The organism is Vulcanococcus limneticus LL, from assembly GCF_002252705.1.
GTDB classification, from domain to species: domain Bacteria; phylum Cyanobacteriota; class Cyanobacteriia; order PCC-6307; family Cyanobiaceae; genus Vulcanococcus; species Vulcanococcus limneticus.
Genome location: NZ_NQLA01000047.1, coordinates 1 through 20997, shown reverse-complemented (window position 1 = coordinate 20997; position 20997 = coordinate 1). Strand labels below are relative to the sequence as shown.

Annotated in this window: 17 protein-coding genes; 7 read left to right on the top strand and 10 right to left on the bottom strand. The window is 69.1% G+C overall.

Translation table 11 applies throughout. The annotated features are described in order from the left end of the window. Positions 1-415 precede the first annotated feature (415 nt). Entirely contained in the window at positions 416-886 is a 471-nt protein-coding gene (locus CJZ98_RS14325) for a cupin domain-containing protein (protein ID WP_232756495.1), read from the top strand. A gap of 36 nt (positions 887-922) precedes the next feature. On the opposite strand, the gene rlmN is transcribed toward CJZ98_RS14325, so the two are convergent. The 7 genes from rlmN to rpsT form a co-directional block, all read right to left on the bottom strand. After that, positions 923-2047, bottom strand: coding sequence for a 23S rRNA (adenine(2503)-C(2))-methyltransferase RlmN (gene rlmN, locus CJZ98_RS14320; RefSeq protein WP_094591807.1), 1125 nt, complete (start codon positions 2045-2047; stop codon positions 923-925). Beyond that, positions 2047-2202 carry a chlorophyll a/b-binding protein gene (locus CJZ98_RS14315; RefSeq protein ID WP_094591806.1) on the bottom strand — a complete coding sequence of 52 codons (156 nt, stop codon included), beginning with the start codon at positions 2200-2202 and terminating at the stop codon, positions 2047-2049. Before CJZ98_RS14315 ends, rlmN begins: the two co-directional genes overlap by 1 nt. 109 nt (positions 2203-2311) lie before the next feature. Next, positions 2312-6430 carry a DNA-directed RNA polymerase subunit beta' gene (locus CJZ98_RS14310; protein WP_094591805.1) on the bottom strand — a complete coding sequence of 1373 codons (4119 nt, stop codon included), beginning with the start codon at positions 6428-6430 and terminating at the stop codon, positions 2312-2314. A 46-nt stretch (positions 6431-6476) separates the two neighbouring features. Further along, positions 6477-8381: a DNA-directed RNA polymerase subunit gamma gene (locus CJZ98_RS14305; RefSeq protein ID WP_094591804.1), complete on the bottom strand. Its 1905-nt coding sequence runs from the start codon at positions 8379-8381 to the stop codon at positions 6477-6479. A 93-nt stretch (positions 8382-8474) separates the two neighbouring features. After that, positions 8475-11765: a DNA-directed RNA polymerase subunit beta gene (rpoB, locus tag CJZ98_RS14300; protein ID WP_094591803.1), complete on the bottom strand. Its 3291-nt coding sequence runs from the start codon at positions 11763-11765 to the stop codon at positions 8475-8477. A 273-nt stretch (positions 11766-12038) separates the two neighbouring features. Further along, positions 12039-12944 carry a TatD family hydrolase gene (locus tag CJZ98_RS14295; RefSeq protein WP_094591802.1) on the bottom strand — a complete coding sequence of 302 codons (906 nt, stop codon included), beginning with the start codon at positions 12942-12944 and terminating at the stop codon, positions 12039-12041. 167 nt (positions 12945-13111) lie between these two features. Further along, positions 13112-13411, bottom strand: coding sequence for a 30S ribosomal protein S20 (gene rpsT, locus CJZ98_RS14290; protein ID WP_094591801.1), 300 nt, complete (start codon positions 13409-13411; stop codon positions 13112-13114). A 172-nt stretch (positions 13412-13583) separates the two neighbouring features. Here rpsT and hisD point away from each other — a divergent pair, with 172 nt between their 5' ends. Beyond that, complete coding sequence (hisD, locus tag CJZ98_RS14285) at positions 13584-14888, top strand: histidinol dehydrogenase (protein WP_094591810.1); 1305 nt, start codon at positions 13584-13586, stop codon at positions 14886-14888. Positions 14889-14955: 67 nt separating this feature from the next. Here hisD and rpiA read toward each other — a convergent pair whose 3' ends face one another. From rpiA to CJZ98_RS14270, 3 genes are read right to left on the bottom strand one after another with little or no spacing between them, the layout of a single operon-like run. After that, positions 14956-15669 (bottom strand): ribose-5-phosphate isomerase RpiA, encoded by a 714-nt coding sequence (gene rpiA / locus CJZ98_RS14280; protein ID WP_094591800.1) that lies wholly within the window; start codon positions 15667-15669, stop codon positions 14956-14958. Positions 15670-15725: 56 nt separating this feature from the next. Beyond that, positions 15726-16889, bottom strand: a complete 1164-nt coding sequence (locus tag CJZ98_RS14275; RefSeq protein WP_232756493.1) for a trypsin-like peptidase domain-containing protein — start codon at positions 16887-16889, stop codon at positions 15726-15728. A 43-nt stretch (positions 16890-16932) separates the two neighbouring features. Next, on the bottom strand, positions 16933-17721 hold the full coding sequence (locus CJZ98_RS14270; RefSeq protein ID WP_094591799.1) for a metallophosphoesterase: 789 nt from the start codon (positions 17719-17721) through the stop codon (positions 16933-16935). Between the two features lie 50 nt (positions 17722-17771). On the opposite strand from CJZ98_RS14270, the gene CJZ98_RS14265 reads away from it, so the two are divergent. The 5 genes from CJZ98_RS14265 to CJZ98_RS14245 all read left to right on the top strand — a co-directional run. Further along, on the top strand, positions 17772-18041 hold the full coding sequence (locus CJZ98_RS14265; RefSeq protein ID WP_094591808.1) for a hypothetical protein: 270 nt from the start codon (positions 17772-17774) through the stop codon (positions 18039-18041). A 189-nt stretch (positions 18042-18230) separates the two neighbouring features. After that, entirely contained in the window at positions 18231-18704 is a 474-nt protein-coding gene (gene rimP, locus CJZ98_RS14260; RefSeq protein ID WP_094591798.1) for a ribosome maturation factor RimP, read from the top strand. Between the two features lie 73 nt (positions 18705-18777). Then, on the top strand, positions 18778-20253 hold the full coding sequence (gene nusA, locus CJZ98_RS14255) for a transcription termination factor NusA (protein WP_094591797.1): 1476 nt from the start codon (positions 18778-18780) through the stop codon (positions 20251-20253). After that, positions 20250-20528 (top strand): YlxR family protein, encoded by a 279-nt coding sequence (locus CJZ98_RS14250; RefSeq protein WP_094591796.1) that lies wholly within the window; start codon positions 20250-20252, stop codon positions 20526-20528. Before nusA ends, CJZ98_RS14250 begins: the two co-directional genes overlap by 4 nt. 64 nt (positions 20529-20592) lie before the next feature. Further along, positions 20593-20997 (top strand): translation initiation factor IF-2 N-terminal domain-containing protein (locus CJZ98_RS14245; RefSeq protein WP_198537830.1); only part of this gene is annotated, 405 nt, incomplete at its 3' end.

The following is a 20997-nucleotide window of genomic DNA, read 5'->3' as shown; positions in this document are numbered from 1 at the left end:
AGTGATGCACGAGCGCAACGCTCACAACTTCCCCCTCGACCTGGCTGCTGCCACCGCCACCCCCGTGGCGCTGACCGCACCCGCCATCGGCTGAGGCTGACCAGCCCAACCTCTCCGGCCTCCTGGGCCGGTCTCAAGCCCCCGCAATCACGGGGGCTTTTTGCTTGGCCGCCGCCAGGACAGGAACGCTGTCCTGCCGTTCCAAGGCTGCTGGCCCCCAGTGCCAGCGCCGACGCTCCAGTCCCCCAACCACACAGCCGCAGCTCGCTGGGGCCGCCGTTTGGTCCGCAGGCCTGCCAGGCTGCGACCCAGGCATGGGTGAGCAGTTGTGGCTGGTAAGCAGGGCATCCCGGCTGGTCTGGACACCGGCCTGGAGGGCGCGGCGGCGGAGTCAGCCCGGGAGGAAGCGAGCGCGCTGATTGCCTCCCTCTGCCTGGAACCCCATCCGGAGGGGGGGTGGTACCGCGAACTTCATCGCAGCGGCGAGGCGGTGCGTCGCCGCGATGGCGGCGAGCGCTCCGGCCTCACCGTGATCCTGTTCCTGCTGGCCGAGGGCAGCGTCAGCCGCTGGCATCGCGTGCGGGGCGCCGATGAGACCTGGCACCACGCCGGCGGAGCGCCCCTGGAGTTGTGGCGGCTGCCGCCCGCCGGCGGCGTGGCCCAGGCCGCGAGCCTCGGCCCCCTGCTGCCGGCGCAGCCCCAGCTCTCGGTTCTGGAGCCCGTGCTGGTGGTGCCGGCCGGGTGGTGGCAGGCCGCCCGCCCGCTGGGGGCCTGGAGCCTGGTGAGTTGCTGCGTGGGGCCCGGCTTCGACTTCGCCGACTTCGAGCTGCTGCGCCATCGGCCACCGGAGCAGCATCCGGCGGGGGCCCTGGATTGGTTGCTGTGAGCCTGCGGCCCAGCAGCGCCGCCGAACCCCGCAGGTTCAGGCCGTGAGGCGCCGCCGCAGCTGGCCGCAGGCCGCATCGGCATCGAGGCCCCGGCTGGCGCGCACGCTCACGGCCACATGGCGCTCCTGCAGGCCCCGGCGGAAGCTCTCCACTGCCGCGGGGCTCGGCCGCTGGAACTCCTCCTCCTCGATCGGGTTGTAGGGAATCAGGTTCACATGACTCTGGAAGCCGCGCAGCAGCTGGGCCAGGGCAGTTGCATGGCGGGGTTGATCGTTCAAGCCGCCCAGCAGGATGTATTCGAAGCTCACCCGCCGGCCTGTGATCGCCACGTAGCGGCGGCAATCCTCCAGCAGCGCCTCGATCGGATAGGCGTGGGCGGTGGGGATCAGCTCCTCGCGCAGGCGCTGATCGGGGGCGTGCAGGCTCACCGCCAGGGTGAACTGGGCCCGGCCAAGGCGCTCCAGGGCCCGCTCCGCCAGGGTGGGCAGGGTGCGCGGCACGCCCACCGTGCTCAGCGTGATCTGGCGCTGGGCCATGCCCAGGTCGCTGCAGAGGCAGTCGATCGCATCCAGCACCGCCTCGCTGTTGAGCAGCGGCTCGCCCATGCCCATGAACACCACGTGGCTAGGGCGCTCCCCCATCACCTCGCGCACGCTCAGCACCTGGTCCACGATCTCGTGCACCGCCAGGGAACGCTGCAGGCCTCCCTTGCCGGTGGCGCAGAAGCGACAGGCCATCGGGCAGCCCACCTGGCTGCTCACGCAGACGGTGAGCCGACCCTCGGCCGGAATGCCCACGGTCTCGATGCTGAGGCCGTCGTGGGTGCCGAGCAGCAGCTTGGTGGTGCCGTCGCGGGCGACGCTGCGGTGCAGTTCCCGCGAGCGGCCGACCCAGTCGCTGGCGCCCGCCGGTGGCGTGGCGGCCAGGCCCTCGCGCCAGGCTTTTGGCAGCACCGACACCTCCTCCAGGCGGCGGGCCCCCTTGGCGTAGAGCCAGTCGTGCAGCTGGCGGCCGCGGAATTTGGCCTGGCCCTGCTGCTGGGCCCACTGCTCCAGAGCTGAAAGGCCCATCCCCAGCAGGGGACGGGCCTCAGGCGTGGCGGCGGGATCAGGGACTGGGCCGGCGGCGTTGGCCTTCGACGGGGTGGCGTCGGAGCCCATCAGTCCCACACCAGCAGGCCGTGGCCCAGCCAGGCCTCCACGGCCAGCAGGGCGATGAAGCCCAGCATGGCCATCCGGCCGTTGAGCAATTCGGTATGGGTGTGGAAGCCGTAGCGGGGCAGGCGGCGCTGCGGCACGAGCTTGGGTTCGAGCATGGCGGGCGGCGCCTACGGGGACTTCAGGTCAGCTCCATTCAAGCCAGCGGCCGGCCCCCGAGGAGGCCGGCCCAGGGGGGAAAGCCGAAGGGCTCCCCACCGGCGGGGCTCACTCGTCGGTGAGCAGCCCCTCCTCCTGCAGGCCTTCGAGGGCGGCAGGATCGGCGATCAGCTCCTCCTCCAGGCCCTCCTCCACGCTGGGACGGGTGAAGGCGGCGGTGGTGCTGGCGCTGGCCTCGATGCCGTGGCGGCTGCGGGTGGCCTCCAGCTCGTCGTCGGAGGGGTCGTCCAGCAGTGCCTGGGCGGTGGCGGCCGTCGGAGCGGCCGGCATCTCCACGGTGTAGTCCGGGCGCAGGTTCTGCATGCGGCGGTAACCGGCGGCCTCCTCCTCGAGGATGTCGGGGTGGGGGCCCGCCTCGGCCCGCAGCTCCTCTTCGAAGCCGCTGAAGCCCGTGCCGGCCGGGATCAGGCGACCGATGATCACGTTCTCCTTGAGACCGCGCAGCCAGTCGCTCTTGCCCTCGATGGCGGCTTCGGTGAGCACGCGGGTGGTCTCCTGGAAGGAGGCCGCAGAGATGAAGCTGTCGGTGTTGAGCGAGGCCTTGGTGATGCCCAGCAGTACCGGCGTGAATTCGCTCGGAGCCCCGCCCGTGATCGCCATGGCGTTGTTCACCTGCTCCACCTGACGCAGCTCGATCAGCTCGCCGGGCAGCAGGGTTGTATCCCCCGCGTCCTCGATGCGGACCTTGCTGGTCATCTGGCGCACGATCACCTCGATGTGCTTGTCATCGATGGTGACGCCCTGGGACTTGTAGACGTTCTGCACTTCCTGCACCAGGCGGAACTGCAGCTTGGAGATCGCCTCCTGGGCCGCTTCCAGGGTGGGCTTGCGGCTGCGCAGGTCTTCGAAGAAGCACTCCAGCAGCTCGTGGGGGTTGATTGGCCCGTCGGTGAGCAGTTCACCGGCCGTGACCTGCTGGCCATCCGACACCATCACGGTGCGGCCCAGCAGGATCGGGTATTCGGTGATGGCATCGTCGGCCTCGATCACCGACACGGTCACGGAGTCGTCGTCCTCGCCCTGCTTGATCTGCACGGTGCCCGCCTTGCGGCAGGGAATGGCCGATTCCCGCGGGCGGCGGGCCTCCAGCAGTTCCTCGATGCGGGGCAGGCCCTGCACGATGTCACCGGTCTTCTGACGCTCGAACACCAGCAGGGCCAGGGAGTCGCCGCGCTGTACAAGCTCACCGTCACGCACGTGCAGCACCGAATCGGGCGAGACCATGTAGGGCCGGCCCAGGCGGATGGTGATCGTGCTGCCCTCGACGGCCTCCACCTGGCCGCAGCAGGGGGCCTCGACGCCGGCGGCCAGCAGGTCGCCGTCCACAAGCCGCTGGCCTACATCCACCGTCGCCTTGGCGGAGCCCAGGTCGATCGTCTTGGTGTCGCCGGCGCGCTCCACGATCAGGCGGCGGATCGGCTCACCCTCCACCAGATCGGGCAGCTGCACCACGCCGTCCTCCTTGCAGAGGATCTGGGTGGTCGCCACCACTTCGCCGCTCTTGACGACGGCGCCGTCCTCCACCTGCAGCTCCGTGTGGGTGGAGCCGTGGCTGGCGTCGGAGAGGGTGTCGCGACGCACCAGCAGGCTCTCAAGGATCACCAGCTGCAGGCGATCGATGGTCTTGGCGCGCTTGTCGGGCACCGTCTCCACGTCCACCGTCATCTGGGGCGTGGTGTCGAAGGTCTCGAGGATCAGCTGGGTGCGCAGCAGTTCCACGCCCTCCACGCTCTTGATCAGCTCGCCGTCCTTATAGGTGAGGCGTTGGGTGGCCTTGAGGCCCAGGGAGGGTCCTCCGTTCTGCTTGACCAGGCTCAGTTCGGGCAGGTGGGCCGCATCGGGAATGCTGTATTCCTCCACGGGCCGCAGCAGCAGGGCGCCACCCTCGGGGGTATCCACCGCTTCCACGAACAGGATCGCCTCGGCGCTCAGACCCGGAGCAATCTCCTCACCCGGGTTCACCATCTTGCCGTCGCCGCCGTAGCGGCCCAGCACCTTGGCGTCCGAGACCAGATGAAGTTTGCCGGAGCGCACGATGATCTCGCGCAGAATGTCGTTCTTCTGCGTCACCGTCACGATGCCGGCGGTCTGGCTGAAGATGTCCTTCACCACCTCGGTGCCGGCTTCGATCCACTGGCCGTCCTCAATCATCAACAGGGAGATGTCCTTGTTGATCTCGTGGGTTTCCTGGGGAATCCACAGCAGGGTGCCACCCTTGGACACCTCATAGCCGTTCTTGGCGCTACGGGCCTTCTTGATCGCCAGGCCCGGGGCATACTTCACGATGCCGCCGGTCTGGGTGCGGAAGCGATCATCGGCCAGCTCGGCGATCACTTCGCCACCGCCGATTTTGGTGCCCGGCTGGGTCTTGAGCAGGTAGCGCAGGCTGTCCTTGCCCTCCAGGTGCCAGATCTCACCGGCGTGGGTGGATTGACCCACCAGCTTGCAGTCCTTCAGGGTGAGGCTGGTGGTGACGATCTGCACTTCGCGGGAGTCGCCGGCGCTCTCGCGCAGGCGCACCGCACCGCCGTACTCGCTCACCAGTCGGCTCTCCGCCAGCACTTCGCCGGTCGTGACAGCCTTCTCGCCCTTGACCACTGGCAGGGCGTTGGGGGGCAGGTTGTAGACGTCGCCGGCGAACACCCACATCCGGCCCAGACGGGTGGCCTTGTGGGTGATGTTGCCCTGGCGGTCGGTGACTTCCTTGGGCTGGATGCCGTCCTCGTAGCGCACCTGGCCTGCCAGATCGCAGATCACATCCTTGGTGGCCTTCTCCACGCTCTTCTTCACGGCGGCGCCGGAAGAGATCTGGGCCAGGATCGTGTCGGCGGCAACGGTGGCGCCATCGGCCACGAACAGCAGCGAGCCCTGGGTGATCTCCAGCTTCTGAACCTTGCCCTTGCCGCTGGGCTTGAGGGTGAGGGTGAAGTCGGTCTCGGCGATCAGGGCGTCCACGCCGTGGGGGGTGCGGAAGGCACGCACCCGGGCCTTCGGACCGAATTCGGCCACACCGTCGGTGGTGGATCGCACCACGCCGGTCTCAGCCGTGGACACACCGCCGGTGTGGAAGGTCCGCATCGTGAGCTGGGTGCCCGGTTCGCCGATCGACTGGGCGGCCACGATGCCGACGGCCTCGCCCAGATCGACGAGCTCGTTGTGGGCCAGGGCCCAGCCGTAGCACTTGCGGCAGACTGAGCGGGTGGCCTCACAGGTGAGGGGCGAGCGCACCTTCACGGTTTTCACGCCAGCCGCTTCGATGCGGCGGGAAAGTGGCGGATCGATCTCACCGTCGCGATCCACCAGGATCTCGCCGTTGGCATCCACCACCGGCTCGGCGGCCAGGCGGCCCACCAATTTGGCGGCGTACTTGCCCTTGTCGTCGGCGTCGATGGGGATGCTGCGGGTGGTGCCGCAGTCGTCCTCGCGCACGATCACATCCTGGGCCACGTCCACCAGACGGCGGGTGAGATAGCCCGAGTCGGCGGTGCGCAGGGCGGTGTCCACCAGGCCCTTGCGGGCGCCGTAGGAGGAGATCACGTACTCGGTGACCGTCAGACCCTCGCGGAAATTGGTGCGGATCGGTAAATCGATGATCTCGCCCTGAGGGTTGGCCATCAGGCCGCGCATCCCCACCAGCTGACGCACCTGGGACATGTTGCCCCGGGCGCCGGAGTTGGCCATCATCCACACCGAGTTAAGTGGATCGTTCTCGTTGAAGTTCTTCTTGACTTCTTCAACCAGGCGCTCGTTGGTTTCGGTCCAGGTGTCAATCACCTTGGTGTGGCGCTCCACCTCGGTGATCTCGCCGAGGCGATAGCGCTCTTCCGTATCGGTGATCTGCTGCTCGGCCTCCTCCAGCAGACGGGCCTTCTCACCGGGGATGCGCAGGTCGTCGACGGAGATCGACACGGCGGCCTGGGTGGCGTAGTGGAAGCCCAGGTCCTTGAGCTCATCGGCCATGGAGGCCGTGGCAGCCGTGCCGTGGTTCTTGTAAGCCCACGCCATCAGGTTCCGCAGCGCCTTCTTGTCGATGACGTGGTTGCGGAATGGCGGGGCGGCCTTGCTCAGGGGGGCGACGGAACCGAGCACGGGAGTGATCTCAGCGGCGGCGGCTTCGGCCTTCTTGCTGGACTTCTTGCTGGTTTTCTTGGCGGGGGTGGCGGTCATGGCTGCGCGCGTCGAGGGTGAAGGAAGAGGGGGTATATCCGGGATCTCAGGCGGCGGCCACCGCGTCGATGATCGTGCTGTTCATCACCACACGGCCCACGGTGGTGAGCAGATAGCGGCTGATCAGGGCCCCGTCCTCATCGAGACGATCGCGGCGGAACTTCCACTGATCGATGCGGGTGCCATCGCTGAGGGTTTCGCTGCTTTCAGGCTCCTTGCCCTCCTCGGGGTTCTCCACCTCGCCGTTGAAGCGCACCCACACCCAGTCGTGCATGGTGAGGTGACGCTCATCGAAGGCGCTGAGCACGTCGGCAAGGCCCGCATAGGTGCGGCTGCGGTCGCCGAAGGCGGGGCGCTCGGCGCCGGGCTGCTCGGCGGTGAGGTAATAGGCGCCGAGCACCATGTCCTGGGACGGGGTGATGATCGGCTCGCCCGTGGCGGGCGAGAGGATGTTGTTGCTGGCCAGCATCAGCATCCGGGCCTCTGTCTGGGCCTCGATCGCCAGGGGGACGTGCACGGCCATCTGGTCACCGTCGAAGTCGGCGTTGAAGGCCGGGCACACCAGCGGGTGCAGCTGGATGGCGCGGCCGTCCACCAGCTTGGGCTCGAAGGCCTGGATGCCGAGGCGGTGCAGCGTCGGGGCGCGGTTCAGCAGGATCGGGTGCCCTTCGATCACCTCCTGCAGCACCTGCATCACCTCATCGTCGGCGCGCTGAATCAGTTTTTTGGCGGCCTTGATGTTGTTGACGATGTTCTGGCGGATCAGGCGGTGGATCACGAACGGCTGGAACAGCTCGATCGCCATCTCCTTGGGCAGACCGCACTGGTGCATCTTCAGCTTGGGACCCACCACGATCACGGAACGACCGGAGTAGTCGACCCGCTTACCCAGCAGGTTCTGACGGAAGCGGCCCTGCTTGCCCTCGATGATGTCGCTCAGCGACTTGAGCGGCCGGTTGTTGGCGCCCACCACCGTGCGACCGCGCCGGCCGTTGTCGATCAGGGCATCAACGGCCTCCTGCAGCATCCGCTTCTCGTTGCGGACGATGATCTCAGGGGCCAGGATCTCCTGCAGCCGCGCCAGGCGGTTGTTGCGGTTGATCACCCGGCGGTAGAGATCGTTCAGGTCGCTGGTGGCGAAGCGGCCGCCATCGAGCTGCACCATCGGCCGCAGGTCAGGCGGGATCACGGGGATCACGTCCAGCACCATCCACTCAGGCTTGGCGCCGGTGGCGATGAAGTTGTCGATCACGCGCAGGCGCTTGATCAGCTTGGCCCGCTTCTGGCCCTTGCTACCGGCGATCTCCTCGCGCAGCTGCTCGGCGATCACCGGCAGGTCGAGGTCTTCCAGCAGCTGCTTGAGCGCCTCGGCGCCGATGCCCACCTGGGGCTCGTTCTCGATCTCCGAATCCTCGGCGTAGATCTGGTCCTCGATCTCCAGCCACTCGTCTTCGGTGAGCAGCTGCTTGTAGGTGAGGTCCTTGTGGTCGCCCTTTTCGAGCACCACATAGCAGTTGAAGTAGACGATCTGCTCCACATCCCGCAGGGGCATGTCCAGCAGGATCGCCACGTAGCTGGGGATCCCCTTCAGGTACCACACATGGCTCACTGGAGCGGCAAGCTTGATGAAGCCCATGCGGTGGCGGCGCACCCGGCTCTCGGTGACCTCCACGCCGCAGCGCTCGCAGACGATGCCGCGGTGGCGCACCCGCTTGTACTTGCCGCAGTGGCACTCCCAGTCCTTGGAGGGGCCAAAGATCTTCTCGCAGAACAGCCCGTCCATCTCGGGCTTGAGCGTGCGGTAGTTGATCGTTTCGGGCTTGGTGACCTCACCCACCACCTGACCGTTGGGCAGCGTGCGCTGGCCCCACTGCATGATCCGCTCGGGCGATGCGAGCGTGATCTTGACGTAGTCGAAGTGGTTCTCGGTGCGGAGATTGCTGTTGGTCATGGCCGATGGGGTGCGCGGACCGCGGTGAAGGGAAGCTGATCAGAGGGGGCGAGCACCGTCCCGGCCGATGCCGGGAGCGGTCTCGTTCAGCGGTCAGTCGTCGTCGAAATCCGCGACGCCGAGGGATTCGTAGGTGGGGCGGTTGGGGGTGCTGCGGCGTGGGTTGACGTCCTGCATCAGATCCACTTCCTCACCGGCGTCGGTGTAGACGGCGATGTCGAGGCCCAGCGACTGCAGCTCGCGCATCAGCACCTTGAACGACTCGGGGGTGCCGGGACGGGGGATCGGCTTGCCCTTGACGATGGCGTTGAGGGCCTCGTTGCGGCCCTGCATGTCGTCGGACTTGACGGTGAGCAGCTCCTGCAGGGTGTAGGCGGCGCCGTAGGCCTCGAGGGCCCACACCTCCATCTCACCCAGGCGCTGGCCGCCCTGCTGGGCCTTGCCACCCAGGGGCTGCTGCGTCACCAGCGAGTAGGGGCCGGTGGAGCGGGCGTGGATCTTGTCGTCCACCAGGTGCACCAGCTTGAGGATGTGCGCGTAGCCCACGGTGACGGGCTGGTCGAAGGCCTCGCCGGTGCGGCCGTCGATCAGCTGGATCTTGCCGGGGTTCTCGGGGTCGTACACCCAGTCCTTGCCGGGCAGGGACTTGGCCGCCTCGAGATAGGCCTGCACGGTGTTCTTCGAGGTTTCGGGGCCGTGCATCTCATCGAATGGCACCACCTTGACGCGGCAGTCGAGGTGGGAGGCGGCCCAGCCCATCAGGCACTCGAACACCTGGCCCACGTTCATGCGGCTCGGTACACCCAGGGGGTTGAGCACGATGTCGATGGGGGTGCCATCGGGCAGGTAGGGCATGTCTTCCAGGGGAAGAATGCGGCTGATGATGCCCTTGTTGCCGTGGCGGCCGGCCATCTTGTCGCCCACCTGGATCTTGCGGCGCTGGGCCACATACACCCGCACCACCATGTTCGCGCCGGGCGGCAGTTCATCGCCCTGCTCGCGGGTGTAGATGCGCACGTCCACCACGCGGCCCCGCTCGGTGCTGGGCACCCGCAGCGAGTTGTCGCGCACGTCGCGGGCCTTCTCGCCGAAGATCGCGCGCAGCAGCTTCTCTTCGGGGGGCTGGTCGGATTCGCCCTTGGGGGTCACCTTGCCCACCAGGATGTCGCCGCTTTCCACGTAGGCGCCCACGCGGATGATGCCCATCTCGTCGAGGTTGCCCAGGCTCTCCTCGGCCACGTTGGGGATCTCGCGGGTGATCTCCTCGGGGCCGAGCTTGGTCTGGCGGGCTTCGATCTCATACTTCTCGATGTGCACCGAGGTGTAGAGGTCGTCGCGCACCAGGCGCTCGCTCACCAGAATCGCGTCCTCATAGTTGTAGCCCTCCCAGGGCATGTAGGCGATCAGCACGTTCTGGCCAAGGGCGATCTCGCCACCCTCACAGGCCGAGCCGTTGGCCAGCACCTGGCCGGCGATCACCGGATCGCCGAGTTTGACGATCGGGCGGTGGTTGAGGCAGGTGTCCTGGTTGGAGCGCTGGTACTTCTGCAGATAGTGGGTGTGGTCGTTGCCCTGCTCATCGCGGATCACGATGGCGGTGGCGTCCACGAACACCACCGTGCCGTTCACCGTGGTGATGGGCACCATGCCCGAGTCGCGGGCCACCTGGGTTTCCAGGCCCGTGCCCACCAGGGGCCGTTCGGGGCGCAGCAGCGGCACCGCCTGGCGCTGCATGTTCGAGCCCATCAGGGCGCGGTTGGCGTCGTCGTGCTCGAGGAAGGGGATCAGCGACGTGGCCACCGAGATCACCTGCACCGGCGACAGCTGGACGTAGTCCACCTGCTCGGGGGGCACGGTCTCGAAGTCCTGGCGGTAGCGCACGGGCACCAGCTCGGCCTTGATGCGGCCGTCGGCGTCGGTGGCCACATCGCCGGGGGCGACGCGGCACTCGTCTTCCAGGTCGGCGGAGAGATAGATCGGATCGCCCTGCTTCAGCACGATGCCGTTTTCCACCTTCCAGAAGGGGGTTTCGATGAAGCCGTACTCGTTCACCCGGGCGTGGGTGGCGAGCGAGCCGATCAGACCGGCGTTCGGACCTTCCGGGGTCTCGATCGGGCAGATGCGGCCGTAGTGGGACGGGTGGATGTCGCGCACGGCAAAGCCGGCGCGCTCGCGGGTCAGACCGCCGGGGCCGAGGGCGCTGATGCGGCGCTTGTGGGTCAGCTCGGCCAGGGGGTTGGTCTGGTCCATGAACTGGCTCAGCTGGCTGGAGCCGAAGAACTCCTTGATCGCCGCCACCAGGGGCTTGGGGTTCACCAGCTGGGCCGGGGTGAGCGATTCGGTTTCACCGACCGTCATCCGCTCCTTGATGATCCGCTCCAGACGGTTCAGGCCTACGCGCACCTGGTTCTGCAGCAGTTCACCCACCGAGCGCACGCGGCGGTTGCCGAGGTGGTCGATGTCATCGAGGCTGGCGCCGCCGACATCGAGCTCCAGGTTGATCAGGTAGTCGATCGTGCTGAGCACGTCCTCGGCGGTGAGGGTGCGCGTCGCGTCGGGGATCGTGAGGCGCAGCTTCTTGTTGATCTTGTAGCGGCCCACCCGGCCCAGGTCGTAGCGCTTGGGGTCGAAGAAGCGGCTGTGCAGCAGCTGCTGACCGCCGCTCACCGAGGGCGGTTCACCCGGCCGCAGCTTCTTGTAGAGCTCCAGCAGGGCCTGGTCCTCCGAGGCAATGCCCTCGTCGTTGGCGGCCTCGATCGACTTCTGGTAGTACTCGGGGTGCCGCAGCTTGTCGAGCACGTCGTTGTCCGACAGGCCGATGGCCCGCATCAGCACGTGGGCGTTGATCTTGCGGGTCTTGTCGACGCGGACGTGCAGCAGGTCGTTCTTGTCGGTCTCGAACTTCAGCCAGGCGCCACGGTTGGGGATCAGGCTGGCGTTGAAGGTCTTGCGGCCGTTCTTGTCCTGCTCGTCCTTGAAGTAGACGCCGGGGGAGCGCACGATCTGGTTCACGATCACGCGCTCGGCGCCGTTAATGATGAACGTGCCGCGCTCGGTCATCAGCGGCAGCTCGCCGATGAAGACTTCCTGTTCTTTGATTTCGCCGGTTTCCTTGTTGACCAGGCGACAGGTGACATACATCTGCGAGGCGAAGGTCGCATCGCGACGCTTAGCCTCTTCCACATCGTGGCGGGGGCGCTTGAGGCGGTACTCGCTACCGATGAAGTGCAGCTCGAGCTTGCCGGTGTAGTCGGTGATCGGCGAGAAGCTCTCCAGCTCCTCGATCAGGCCCTTCTCCAGGAACCATTTGAAGCTCGCGCGCTGTACCTCGACCAGATCGGGCAGGTAAGTGGCGGTCTTGGCGACCTGGATCGCGCTGCTCATGCGGTGAACCTGCAGGAACGGGTTGGACGGGGGACTGACCTGACGGCGCAGGGGGTGGTCGTGGGTGGGAGGGGGCAAGGCAGGACGCGCCACAGGAACAGCCGCCCCCGCGGAGGGGACGGCTGCCTGAGCGCAGGACCTATTCAGCTCGCTTCAACCCCAGAGGCAACGACGACACGCACCGGAAAGACAAGGCACCAGGCAAGTGGTGGGAGCTTTCGGGCTGCAGAGAGCACGGAAAAATTCAGGGCTCGCTGCCAGGCCAATAAATCATCATACACTGTCAAGTCCCGCCCCAAGCCCAAGCCCAAGTCCAAACAGGGCCTCGGCATTGGCCGTGCTCTGGCGGGCCACCGTTTCCAGGCTCTCGCCACGCAGGTCTGCCACACGCTGGGCCACCGCCGCCACGTAGGCCGGTTCATTGCGCTTGCCCCGCCGCGGCACCGGCGCCAGGAAGGGGCAGTCGGTCTCCACCAGATAGCGATCGGCAGGCACCTGGCGGGCGCAGGCGTGGGTGGCCTCAGCCTTGGGGAAGGTGACGGTGCCGCTGAAGCTGATGAACAGCCCCAGCTCCAGAAAGCCCGCCATCTCCTCCGGGGTTCCGCCCCAGCAATGCATCACGCCGCGGGGGCAGGCGCCCCGATCCCGCCGGGCCCGCAGCTCCTCCAGCATCGCCTCGGCCGCATCGCGGCAGTGGATGATCACCGGCAGATCCAGTTCGCAGGCCAGATCCAGCTGGGGCCTGAGCACGGCCAGCTGCTGCTCCAGGTTCTTGTCGCGGAACAGATCGAGGCCCAGTTCTCCGATGGCCAGCACCCGCGGATCAGCCTGGGCGGCCGTACGCAGCACCTGCTGGGTGTCCGCCGACCAGTGCTCCGTATCGAGCGGGTGGACGCCCACTGAGTAGCGCAGTTCCGGGAAGCGATCGGCCAGGGCCCGGATCGCCGGGATCTCCGAGGGCTCCACGCAGGCGTGCAGCAGCCGCCGGATGCCGGCCTCGCGCCAGCGCTGGGCCACGGCGTCGAGGTCCTCGTCGAAATTGCGGAAGACGATGTGGCAGTGGGAATCCACCAGCGCCAAGGCTGCCGCCGCGGGCTCGCTGGAGCTGGGGCCCTCGTTGGGCACCGCGTGGCTCCGGGTCTCTCCGTCGCGGGCTGCCTGGATCGTCGCTGCCGCCATCGCTGTAGTGCCGGGATTCAGGCCGAAGCTCGAACCCTAGACAGCTGGGGGTGCAGGCAGCGGTCCTGCAGACCGGGATGCTTCCCCCTCACGCCAAAGCCGGCCCCCAGGCCCCATAGCGGGGCCAGCGGACCGGCTGCTGGGGCCCCGGGGGCCGGGCGATGGCCTCAGGCCTGGGCCGGCTCGACCGCCTTCTTGACGGCGGCGCTGAGGCGCGACTTCTGGTTGGCGCCGGTGTTGCGGTGCAGCACACCCACTTTGACGGCCTTGTCGATCTTGCTGAAGGCGGCGTTGACGCTGATCTGCACGGCGGCCTTGGTGGCCTCGCCGGGCTCCTGGCTGTAGGCGCTCACGGCGGTGAAGGCGCGCTTCAGCAGGGTGCGGACGGCGGACTTGTAGGTGCGGTTGTGCAGGCGATTGCGCTCGGCAACCAGGATGCGCTTCTTCGAGGACTTGTTATTGGCCACAGGCAGGTTCGGCGCTCGAAATCGGCGCTGGCACGGCAAAGGCGGATCCTACCCCGCGGTGCTGCCGGGGGATCCCGGGCGGCGCACTAGCTTGAACCCTCCCTCACCCTGACCGGTGACCGTGCCCAGCAGCTCCCTCGACCAGACCTCCACGGCGCCGGCGGGGGCGCCCGTGGTGACGCCGGCCCTGCGGATCGAGCTGCTGCACGACCTGACGGCCGCCGGCGAGCGGTTGGAGGCCATCGCCGAGCGCACCGGCGGCAGCCAGAGCAGCGAGGCAGCCCAGCGGGTGGACGCGATCATCGAGCAGGTGCGCACCCAGGGCGATGCCGCCCTGCTGGAGCTCACCGAGCGCTTCGATGGCGTGCGCCCCGATCCCCTGCGGGTGCCCCCCGCTGAGCTCAAGGCGGCCTGGGGGCGCTGCCCCGCCGATCTACAGGCCGCCCTGCAGCTGGCCCACCGCCGCATCCTCGATTTCCACCAGCGCCAGCGCCCCGCCGATCTGAGCGTGACCGGCGTGCATGGCGAGCGCCTGGGGCGCCGCTGGCGGCCGGTGGAGCGGGCTGGCCTCTATGTGCCGGGCGGTCGGGCTTCCTACCCCAGCACCGTGCTGATGAACGCCGTGCCGGCCAAGGTGGCCGGGGTCGAGCGGCTCGTGATGGTCACCCCGCCGGGATCCGACGGCCGCGTGAACGACACCGTGCTGGCGGCGGCCCACCTGGCAGGCGTGGATGAGCTCTATCGGGTGGGCGGCGCCCAGGCCATCGCCGCCCTGGCCTATGGCACCGAGAGCATCCCGCGGGTGGATGTGGTCACGGGCCCCGGCAACCTCTACGTGACCCTGGCCAAGAAGGCCGTGTACGGCCGGGTGGCCATCGATTCGCTGGCGGGCCCCTCCGAGGTGCTGGTGATCGCCGATGCCAGCGCCAACGCCGAGCACGTGGCCGCCGACCTGCTGGCCCAGGCCGAGCACGACCCCCTTGCCGCCGCGATTCTGCTCACCACCAGCGAGGCGCTGGCGGCGGCCGTGCCCGCGGCCCTCGAGGCCCAGCTGCAGGGCCACCCCCGGGCCGCCATCACCCGCCAGGCCCTGGAGGACTGGGGTCTGATCGTGGTCTGTCCCTCGCTGGAGGATGCTGCGCTTCTGAGCGATCGCTTCGCGCCGGAGCACCTGGAGCTGCAGGTGGAGCGGCCCGAGCCCCTGGCCGAACGCATCCACCATGCCGGTGCGATCTTCCTGGGGGCCTGGACCCCCGAGGCGGTGGGCGACTACCTGGCCGGCCCCAACCACACCCTGCCCACTTCAGGCACGGCCCGCTTCGCCGGCGCCCTCAGCGTGGAGACCTTCCTGCGCCACACCAGCCTGATCCAGTTCAACCGCCAGGCCCTGGAGGCCACCGGCGGGGCGGTGCTGGCCCTGGCCGAGAGCGAGGGGCTGCACAGCCACGCCGAATCGGTGCGCCTCCGGCTGGGCTGAGGCCGGCTGCAGGCCTTGGCCTGGCGCTGCGGGGGGGGGGGGGGGGGGGGGGGGGGGGGGGGCGCGCTCAGCGCTTCACCAGATCGCGCACGCCGGGCACGCCGTCGTGGATCTCGCCCACCAGCACCTGGTCGGTGAGGTTCACGAACAGGCCGTTCTCCAGCACGCCCGGCAGGTTGTTGATCTCCTTCTCCAGGGCCACCGGATCGGTGATGCCACCAGCGAATTTCACGTCGAGCACCAGGTTGCCCTGGTCGGTCACCACGGGGCCGGCCTTACGCACGGCCATGCGCAGGTCGGCGTTGCCACCTAGGGCGGCCAGCTCGGCCTGGACCTGGCGCCAGGCGCCGGGCAGCACCTCCACCGGCAGCAGGAAGCCGAGGTTGAGGGTGTCCACCAGCTTGGTGGCATCCACCACCACCACGAAGCGCTCGGCGCGGCGGGCCACCAGCTTCTCCTGCACGTGGCAGGCGCCGCCGCCCTTGATCAGCTGGAAAGAGGGATCCACCTCGTCGGCACCGTCGATGGCCAGATCGATGCGCTCGATGGCGTTGAGGCTCTTGAGTGGGATACCCAGCTCGGCGGCCAGGACCTCGCCCTGGAAGGAGGTGGTGACACCCACGATGTCGCTGAGTTCGCCGCGCTTCAGCTTGGCGCCGAGGCCCTGGATCATCAGGGCGGCGGTGGAGCCGGAGCCCAGACCCACCACCATGCCGCTCTGGATCTGCTCCACGGCCGCCTCGGCCACGGCCTGCTTCATGCGGTCCTGCAGATCCGACATCGCGCGCGTCTGAAACGGCCCGTGACCGTAGCTCAGCCCGCCGGAGGCAGGACAGCTCAGCCCGCCTGGGGCAGGGCCTCGGGTCGGATGCTCAGGCTCAGCTCCCGCTCGCCGCGCAGCACCCGCAGCGGCAGGGCCTCACCGATGCTGGAGCCCTCCACCAGCCGCAGCAGGGTGGCCGGATCATTCACCAGCTGGTCGGCGGCGGAGACCACCAGGTCGCCGCGGCGCAGGCCGGCCTTTTCGGCCGGGCTGGCGGGCAGCACCCGCTGCACCAGGGCGCCATCGCGCTCCGGCAGCTTCAGCAGGGCGTTGGGGTCGGCGTTGTTGTCACGGGCCAGGCGTGCGGTGAGTGGCACCAGCTGCAGGCCCAGGTACGGGTGCACGACCCGGTCGCCCTTGCCCAGCTGCTGGGCCACCCCCTTGGCCAGGTTGATCGGAATGGCGAAGCCCAGGCCGGCGCCTGGGCCGGAGCGCACCAGGGTGTTGATGCCGATCACCTCGCCGTCGGCGTTGATCAGCGGACCGCCGGAGTTGCCGGGGTTGATGGCGGCGTCGGTCTGGATCAGCTCCAGGCGTTTATCCGAGAAGCCGAGGCTGGCGATGCTGCGGTGAAGGCTGCTGACGATGCCCAGGGTCACCGTGCGCTCCAGGCCGTAGGGAGTGCCCAGGGCGATGGCCCAGTCGCCCACCTCCAGGGCCTCGGAATCCCCCAGCGGCGCCGCCGCCACCGCCTTGGCCCCGGCCACGCGCACCACGGCCAGATCCGTCACCGGGTCGGCACCGAGCACGGTGCCATCCAGCTGTCGGCCGTCCGCCAGGGTCACCTCCACCCGATCGGCCCCATCCACCACATGGGCATTGGTGAGCACCAGGCCCTGGCCGTCGATCACCACGCCCGAGCCCTGGCCCCGCTCGCGGCCGCTGGGGGGCGCGTCGCCGAACAGCTCCCGCAGCAGCGGGTCGCTGAAGGCCGGATCCAGGCCGGCCGGTCGCACGGTGCGTTCGGTGTCGATCCGCACCACCGCAGGCCCAACCCGACGCACGGCCTCGGCCACGAAGCTGTGGGGGCGTGCCGGCTGGCTGGCGACCGCCTCGGCGGCGATCGGCGGTGCCTCCTCGGCGGCCAGGGCCCGTGGCGCGGGTTCCAACACCAGCAGCAGGCCCAGCACCAGCCCCAGGACAGGGCGCAGCAGGGCGAGCGAGGCGGAACGGGGCACGGCGCGGGTGTTTCTGGCCTTCCAGGCTAGGAACCCCGGGCCTTCACTCCGCCAGTGGTGGCCAGCGCAGCAGGGTGGTCTCCAGTCGGCCGTCGTCCCGAAGCTCCAGCAGCCGCCCCCCCGGCCAGTCCGGCCTGCCCAGTGGGCAGCTCTGGGCCGCCGCGAACGGGGCCAGGGTGGAGGGGCAGGCCCACAACGTCAGGGGCGCTCCGCAGCCGGCGCGCGCCACGCTGCCGGCCCAGTGCTGGTGCACGTGGCCGAAGACCACGCCGCGCACCCGCTGGCTGGCCAGAAGCCGCTCCAGCAGGGCCTCGGGTCGCTGCAGGCCGATGCCGTCGAGCTCGGCGGAGCCGATCGGCAGGGGCGGGTGGTGCAGGGCCACGAGCACGGGCCCCGTGCCGGCCGCCAGCTCCCGGTCGAGCCAGGCCAGCTGGGGGGCTTCGATCCAGCCCGCGACATCGCCGGGTCGGTGGCTGCTGAGCAGCAGCAGCCGCCAGGCCCCCAGGGCCAGGGCGGTCGGGGCGATGGCCGCCCGCCGGCCCAGGGCTGCCCGCAACAGCACGGTGTCGTCGTGGTTGCCGCCCAGCAGGGCCACCGGCAGATCCAGGGACTCCAGCAGCTCCCGCAGCCGCGCATAGCCGCCCCAGCTCTCGTCCTGGCAGAGGTCGCCCGTGAGCAGCAGCAGATCCACGGGTGCCACCTGGCTCAGGGCGTGCTCCAGGCCGTGGGCCAGCCAGGCCAGGGATTCCCTCCCGCGGCAGTGGCCGCACGGATCCGCCAACAGGTGGGGATCACTCAGTTGCAACACGCGTCGCGTCAGGGGCTGGACCATCCCGCCGGCGGGCCAATGGACCTAAGTTGCCGGATCCCCGCGTGTCCGCCATGGCCGCCATCCCCCCGGGCACCCGCCAGCGCTGTTCCCTCTGCCAGGTGGAGATCCAGGGCCTGGTCGGCGGGGGCGATCTGGTGTACTTCAGCCAGGGAGCCCCGGCCACCCGCTCCAAGCTGTGGGCGCGGGTCTGCCAGTACCTGCGCACCGACGAGCAGAAGGCCCAGTGCCTCAACCAGGACCCGCAGCAGCGGGGCGAGACCCAGCCTGGTGACGGCTACACCGAGCCGCCGGTGTTGGACCTGGGCAGCGCCCTGCCCTGAGCGCCATTCCCCCGATCCCCTAGGGTCAGGAAGTGCCCGGCGGGCATCACTCCTGCTGCTGAACGCGGTCTTCGGCCGCCGCGGCCTTCGGGCTGGCGAGCTTCTGGGGTTCCGACCCGTTCACGGTTCGGGGGCAGACCATCTGCAGGTGCCGGACGGGCCGCCCGTCCCCTGCCGAGTTGCGCTGCCTTGCCCCATCCCCTGATCCCCGACCTCCGGACCCTGGCCAGCCAGGTGGCGGCCAGCGCCGGGTTCCAGGTGTGCGGCGTTCAGCTGCTCAGCCATCGCATTCCGATGACGCTGCAGGTGCAGCTGCGTCTGGCCGATGGCGGCGACGTGAACCTGGACGACTGCGCCAGCTTCAGCGGCCTGCTGGACGCGGCCCTCGAGGCCGGGGAGCTGCTCCAGGAGGCCTATGTTCTGGAGATCTCCAGCCCCGGCATCGGCGAGGAGCTCAGCGAGGACCGCGACTTCCGCAGTTTTCGCGGCTTCCCGGTGGAGGTTCGCTACACCGATGCCAGGACGGGGACCGAGGCCCGGCGTGAGGGCCTGCTGCTCGAGCGCGACGCGACCACCGTGCACCTGAATGTGCGCGGCCGCACCGTTCGCCTCCCCCGAAGCGATGTCCTCACGGTGCGCCTCGTGGCCCCGACCGAGGGCTGAGCCCAGCCCGGAGCCGCCGGTGCGGCCCCCTTCCATCTCTCCGCCTTTCCCCACCCAACCCCGCGCTCGATCTATGGCACTGGTTCTTCTCCCCGGTCTGGCGAACCTGATCGAGGACATCAGCGACGAGAAGAAATTGCCCACCCAGGTGGTGGAGTCGGCGCTGCGGGAGGCCCTGCTCAAGGGCTACGAGCGCTACCGCCGCACCCTCTTTCTGGGCATCAGCGAAGATCCCTTTGAGGAGGACTACTTCTCCAACTTCGACGTGGCCCTCGATGTGGATGAGGAGGGCTACCGGGTGCTGGCCTCCAAGATCATCGTTGAGGAGGTGGAGAGCGAAGACCACCAGATCGCCCTCGCTGAAGTGCAGCAGGTGGCCGAGGACGCCCAGATCGGCGACACGGTGGTGCTTGATGTGACCCCCGAGAAGGAGGACTTTGGCCGCATGGCCGCCGCCACCACCAAGCAGGTGCTGGCCCAGAAGCTGCGCGACCAGCAGCGCCGCATGATCCAGGAGGAATTCGCCGACCTCGAGGATCCCGTGCTCACCGCCCGGGTGATCCGCTTTGAGCGCCAGAGCGTGATCATGGCCGTGAGCAGCGGCCTGGGCCGGCCTGAGGTGGAGGCCGAGCTGCCCCGCCGCGACCAGCTCCCCAACGACAACTACCGCGCCAACGCCACCTTCAAGGTGTTCCTGAAGGAAGTGAGCGAGGTGCCGCGCCGTGGCCCCCAGCTGTTCGTGAGCCGCTCCAATGCCGGCCTCGTGGTGTATCTCTTCGAGAACGAAGTTCCCGAGATCCAGGAGGGCTCGGTGCGGATCGTGGCCGTGGCCCGCGAGGCCAACCCGCCGTCGCGCGCCGTGGGCCCCCGCACCAAGGTGGCCGTGGATTCGGTGGAGCGCGAGGTGGATCCCGTGGGCGCCTGTATCGGCGCCCGCGGCTCCCGCATCCAGCAGGTGGTGAACGAGCTGCGCGGCGAGAAGATCGACGTGATCCGCTGGTCGCACGATCCGGGCCAGTACATCGCCAACTCCCTCAGCCCGGCCCGGGTGGAGGCGGTGCGCCTGGTGGATCCCGAGGGTCAGCACGCCCACGTGCTGGTGCCGCCCGACCAGCTCAGCCTGGCCATCGGCCGCGAGGGGCAGAACGTGCGTCTGGCCGCCCGTCTCACCGGCTGGAAGATCGACATCAAGAACAGCACCGAGTACGACCAGGCCTCGGAGGACGCCAGGGTGGCCGAGCTGATCGCCCTGCGCCAGGAGGAGGAGGCCCTGCAGGCCGAGGCCGAGGCGCGGCTGGCCGCCGAGCAGGCCCTGCGCGCCGAGGAGGATGCGCGCCTGCGGGAGCTCTATCCCCTGCCCGAGGACGAGGAGGGATACGAGGAGCAGGCCTACGAGGAGCAGGCCGATGTGGAGCAGGCCGATGCGGAGCAGCCCGCAGCCGATGCCGGCGAGGCGGTGGCCTCGGATGTCGAGGCCGAGGCCAGTACCGCTGACGAAGACACCGGCGAAGCCGGTGAAGACGAAGCCGGTGAGGACGAGGTCGGATGAGCGGCAAGTCCGTTCTGCGGCGCTGCGTGACCTGCCGGGAGCTGCTGGATCGCCAGCAGCTCTGGCGGGTCATCCGCCTGGCGAACGGAGGACTGGCCCTGGATGGGGGCATGGGCCGATCGGCCTACCTCTGCCCCAGCCGGACCTGTCTGGACGAGGCGCGGCGGCGGCGCAAACTGCAGAAGGCCCTGCGCTGCCAGGTTGCGGATTCCATCTACGCCGCGCTTGAGCAGCGCCTTCTCAGCGCACCGGCAGCGGGCGCTGAGGCAAGATAAACAGTGGCCTCACCGTGCGTGCGGGCCCGGAGGCACCCGTTGCCCCGACCGATTGGAGCATTGAATGACCAGCAGCGGCAAAGTCAGGATTTACGAGCTGTCCCGGGACTTGGGCCTGGAGAACAAGGATGTGCTCGAAGCCGCCGAGAAACTGTCCATCGCCGTCAAGAGCCACAGCAGCTCGATCAGCGATGACGAGGCCTCCCGCATCCGGGGGCTGATCACCGGCAACGGCAAGCCGGCCGTTCGCCCTGCCACCCCGGCTCCGGCCAGTACCGCCGCGGAACCGCCCAAGGCGATCCTCTCGGTGAAGAAGGCCGCCGCCCCGGCCACACCGGCCGCCCCCAGCGCGCCCGCAGCTCCCGCCCGCCCGGCTGCGCCCGCAGCCCCGGCCCGCCCCGCGGCTGCGCCCCCAGCCCCGGCTGGCCCCGCGGCTGCGGCCCCGGCCGCCTCGCCCAAGCCTCCGATC

Bases quoted from the DNA above. Each gene is read 5' to 3' on its own strand.
- rlmN (WP_094591807.1), bottom strand. From the start codon at position 2,047: ATGGGCTCCGACGCCACCCCGTCGAAGGCCAACGCCGCCGGCCCAGTC.
- CJZ98_RS14315 (WP_094591806.1), bottom strand. From the start codon at position 2,202: ATGCTCGAACCCAAGCTCGTGCCGCAGCGCCGCCTGCCCCGCTACGGC.
- CJZ98_RS14310 (WP_094591805.1), bottom strand. From the start codon at position 6,430: ATGACCGCCACCCCCGCCAAGAAAACCAGCAAGAAGTCCAGCAAGAAG.
- CJZ98_RS14305 (WP_094591804.1), bottom strand. From the start codon at position 8,381: ATGACCAACAGCAATCTCCGCACCGAGAACCACTTCGACTACGTCAAG.
- rpoB (WP_094591803.1), bottom strand. From the start codon at position 11,765: ATGAGCAGCGCGATCCAGGTCGCCAAGACCGCCACTTACCTGCCCGAT.
- CJZ98_RS14295 (WP_094591802.1), bottom strand. From the start codon at position 12,944: ATGGCGGCAGCGACGATCCAGGCAGCCCGCGACGGAGAGACCCGGAGC.
- rpiA (WP_094591800.1), bottom strand. From the start codon at position 15,669: ATGTCGGATCTGCAGGACCGCATGAAGCAGGCCGTGGCCGAGGCGGCC.
- CJZ98_RS14270 (WP_094591799.1), bottom strand. From the start codon at position 17,721: ATGGTCCAGCCCCTGACGCGACGCGTGTTGCAACTGAGTGATCCCCAC.
- CJZ98_RS14265 (WP_094591808.1), top strand. From the start codon at position 17,772: ATGGCCGCCATCCCCCCGGGCACCCGCCAGCGCTGTTCCCTCTGCCAG.
- nusA (WP_094591797.1), top strand. From the start codon at position 18,778: ATGGCACTGGTTCTTCTCCCCGGTCTGGCGAACCTGATCGAGGACATC.
- CJZ98_RS14250 (WP_094591796.1), top strand. From the start codon at position 20,250: ATGAGCGGCAAGTCCGTTCTGCGGCGCTGCGTGACCTGCCGGGAGCTG.